Raw genomic sequence first — 3,845 nt, 5'->3', positions numbered from 1 at the left:
ACGCATATAAGTATTATTAGATGAACTAGGTGTGGCGCCGACAGAACCTTGACACCAACTTCCTGAATTTTCACCAGAACAAACCGCATTGGTTAAATCTCTTACCCTAGTAAGACGATAACCCAAACGACTACACCAAGTGGAGATGTTAGACCGGTTACCAGGAGTAATACCCCGATTGACGAACCACTGCTTTAAGACAAACCCATACCTCCCCTCATTACCATCACTATCCCTACCCACCAACTCAAATCTCTGTGGCAAAGTTGGACGTGTTAGTGGACTAGGATTAGCTGACCGTAGCTGAGAACTATCCGCCCTAGGACCACTTAACTTAACTCGTGCGACAACTTTTCCTCTATCAACACTAGGAATCCAATAATCATTAGCTGTTACACTTGTCACCGTAGCTGTTATATCACCATTCGTGACAACAGACCACGTCAATTGACTTGCATTAATTCCAGTAGGCACCTCTAAGTCAAAATACAACCCATCAGCACCCGTTGTAGGAAAGTTTTGGTCATAAGATGATGAACGCGTTGACTGAGTTAAAAAACCCTTTGTAGGACTCCATATGTTAGATGGGCCTGCGTAGCGAGGGTTGTCGACAGAATCGATGCCAGTAGTACCACCATATAACAAATTCGGCCTTGCCGCCTGCACAAAAAACGAACAACTTGCATTCGGTTTGAAATAATAATACTCCCTGTCATTAGTGGTTGAAAATACACGACGATTTGGCACGCCATACTGTGTAGTTAAACTAGCACCATCGGGGTTTAAGCCTATTGTTACCCTATAAGGCGCCTTACATGCATCTAATGTATCATTAAGACGTACAGTATTTCCATTCCTATCATCTAATGAAAGCCATAAAGTCCCTGTCGCCGTTACACCATCAGTACCCTGTCCATCTCCATCATCATCTCCCCAAGAATGATAACGATTGACTAAATCATTTAAACGCAAAAAAGTGGTCGATGGTGGAAAAATAGTCTTTATATCACCCAAAGTACGCCATGTTGATAATACTATTGGATTTGTCCTACTTGATGTATTCGTTGACGGCGAAACCTTTGCACCATGAGGCAACGTAATAGTGAACAACGATTCAAGGTCTGTTACCTTGGTTTGGCCTCCATCAGACGTTAAATATGGCGCACTTCCCTCTATTACCCTTGAGGTTTGCGCTGTTAAGGCCTGTGCACCAAATGAACACAACCAAAACAATAACGCCGCAATCCATAACGGAGACGTTGATAAGAACGATAAAAGATTGAATCTCAGCCTCGACAACAACCCTACCGATAAACTCGGCGAGTTCACTAAGCTAGATGATTTCGGTGATAAAAATAAGAATGGAGTCTGATTTTGACTACGATGATATTGAAAAAGATTTAGGGCGTAGGTTTGGCAGGCCAGATGCCAGATGCCAGATGCCAAGTATGATAGCGCATTTCGATTATCCTGTCAAGTAAATTTTTGTTTTATTTGAATTTTTTATAATTGACCGCTCAACTAATGAGCACTCCCTTGCTTTGAAAGCGCTTAAATTATAACCGCTTGAGCAATAATGCGCTACTTTTTTTGTTAAATATTTGTAAAGTTTTGTTAAGAATATAAGGTTGAGATTTTGGTGGCGTGTTTTGGGAAATGGTTTTGGTGATGTTTTTTGAATAAAAAACATCCAGAAAAAAATTTAATAAAATCAATACCTTTTCTGACCGATTTTTGGCGGAAAATTAGGTCTTTTTTTGTTTTGGTGAATAGGATGGATTGGGTGCGGTGGTTTCGGACGTTTTAACCTTTAGTGAACAAAATAGCTATCGTGACCACGTCCGAGCAAAGGGAATTAAAGCGAATTCCCTTTGCAATCCCGCGCTTTGGCTGCAGAATGTGGCCTACGGCTGCCCTCCGCCGTCGCTCGGTCTTAACGCACCGTTTGTGATGCGTTCCAGACGCAGCACAAACTCGCCAAACATCCCTGTTTGGCGTGCTAACCTCGCTCTGTTGTCGGCACATTCTGACGCCGGAACAAGACAAACAGCATAACCATCTTTTTTGGAAGATATTATGTTTTTATAATCATATGATTTATTTTAATTAAACGCCTACACGGCGTTAAGGACTTACATCAGTCCAGCCACCGAAGTACTTACTTTCTAAACCGCCTACACGGCGTTAAGGGAATCGGACAAATGAACTGCCCCCCAAAAGTTGGATTGTTTAAATCTACTTTTGGGGGGCAGTTCATCGCTTTAATTCCCTGACTCGGACGTGGTCACTGTAGCTATTTTATTCACCCAAGGTCAAAACGTCCGAAACTTGCGCACCCAATTTATTCTATCCACCAACCCAAAAACACATTAGGATAACGTTTATTGATGACATTAGCCGGAAATCCACCACATACAACAATTTGGTCAAGTTTTTTTATATGCTTGATTATCGGCTTTAGGTTAAATCCTAATAATTGACTCATGACATAAAATGACTGGTTATAAGCCTTTAAAAAAAGCCCTTCTTTCAAAAAATGTATCGGATTTTCACTTAATGTTAATTTTTGTTCTATTTCCATTACATGACTTCTCTTTATTTATTTGATTTTACCCTTGAGCCACCGCCATCGACACTTTCAGCGTCGCCGGCGGCGGGGGCGGCGCGATTGTGGCTTCGCCGCAACAGCGCAACCCTAAGGGAATGCCCCAACTTACGCGGGGGCGTTATTCTTTGTTAGATTGTCCTCTCAGGCTCCATAACCGCCCCCGCGGCCCAAGGATTAAGGAATAAGAAATAAAAGCTAAGGTGCGACACAAAAGCCACCGCGGCGTTCGTCGGAGAAGTAGTCGACCAAGCCGGTCGAGAGGACAAAGAACCCATAAGCTGCTGCGTCGCTTGTCCAATAGCTGCTGTAGACGAAGCCCGCATCAGCGTAGCCGCGCATGTAGCCCCACTCCGTGAAAAAACCTGCACCTATGTGACGCTGATAATAATTACCAGATGAACTAGGCGTGGCGCCATGTATGCCACTTATACATGGGAAATTAACATCCTCAACACCACACTTCGCGTTAGTTAAATCACTTACCTGTGGCACACGATAACCCAAACTTCTACACCAAGATATGTGGTTAAACCGCATATCACCTCTATTACGAGTGACGAACCACTGCTTTAACACAAATCCATACCTCACCTCATTACCACTACTATCTCTACCCACCAACTCAAACTTCTGTGGCAAATTTGGTACATCTAGAGGACTAGGATTATTTGAATTTAACCGAGAACTACTTGCCCTGGGACCGCTTAACTTAACTCGTGCGACAACTTTTCCCCTATCAGCACTAGGAATCCAATAATCATTAGCTGTTACACTTGTTACGGTAGCCGTTATCCCACCACGCGTGACCGGAGACCATGTCAACTGACTTGCATCCCCCCCATCTATGAGCAAATCAAAATACAACCCATCAGCACCCGTTGTAGGGAAATTTCGGTCGTAAGATGCAGAATCGTTAGACTGAGTTAAAAAACCCTTAGAAGACCATATGTTAGATGGGCCTGCGTACTTGAAATCGTCAAAGATATCACCAGTATCTCTAGGGTCATCAACTCTAACTCTCCTACCAGTACCACCAAAGAACAAATTCGGCCTTGCGTAACAAATACCAGGACCACCATACGGATTAATATAATATGTCACCCTCTGATTGCTAAAATTGGTCCTATTAGGAACCCCGTACCGGGTCTGTAAATATGAACTGCCCCCCAAAAGTTGGATTGTTTAAATCTACTTTTGGGAACAAAATTATGGCAAAAAAATATACATTCGATTTTAA

3 protein-coding genes are annotated in these 3,845 nt (G+C 42.8%); all 3 read right to left on the bottom strand.

The genetic code is table 11. The annotated features are described in order from the left end of the window. On the bottom strand, positions 1-1,446 hold a 1,446-nt coding region (locus GQ598_RS10735; RefSeq protein WP_160404112.1), incomplete at its 3' end, for a hypothetical protein. Between the two features lie 895 nt (positions 1,447-2,341). Then, positions 2,342-2,581, bottom strand: a complete 240-nt coding sequence (locus GQ598_RS10730) for a hypothetical protein (RefSeq protein ID WP_160404111.1) — start codon at positions 2,579-2,581, stop codon at positions 2,342-2,344. Positions 2,582-2,803: 222 nt separating this feature from the next. Then, a complete protein-coding gene (locus GQ598_RS10725) occupies positions 2,804-3,709 on the bottom strand; it encodes a hypothetical protein (protein WP_160404110.1) in 906 nt (301 codons plus the stop codon). Positions 3,710-3,845 lie beyond the last annotated feature (136 nt).

The sequence above is a fragment of the Gilliamella sp. Pas-s95 genome (assembly GCF_009795795.1).
Taxonomy (GTDB): domain Bacteria; phylum Pseudomonadota; class Gammaproteobacteria; order Enterobacterales; family Orbaceae; genus Gilliamella; species Gilliamella bombicola.
This window is presented reverse-complemented; position numbering and strand designations above follow the sequence as displayed.

Bases quoted from the DNA above. Each gene is read 5' to 3' on its own strand.
- GQ598_RS10730 (WP_160404111.1), bottom strand. From the start codon at position 2,581: ATGGAAATAGAACAAAAATTAACATTAAGTGAAAATCCGATACATTTT.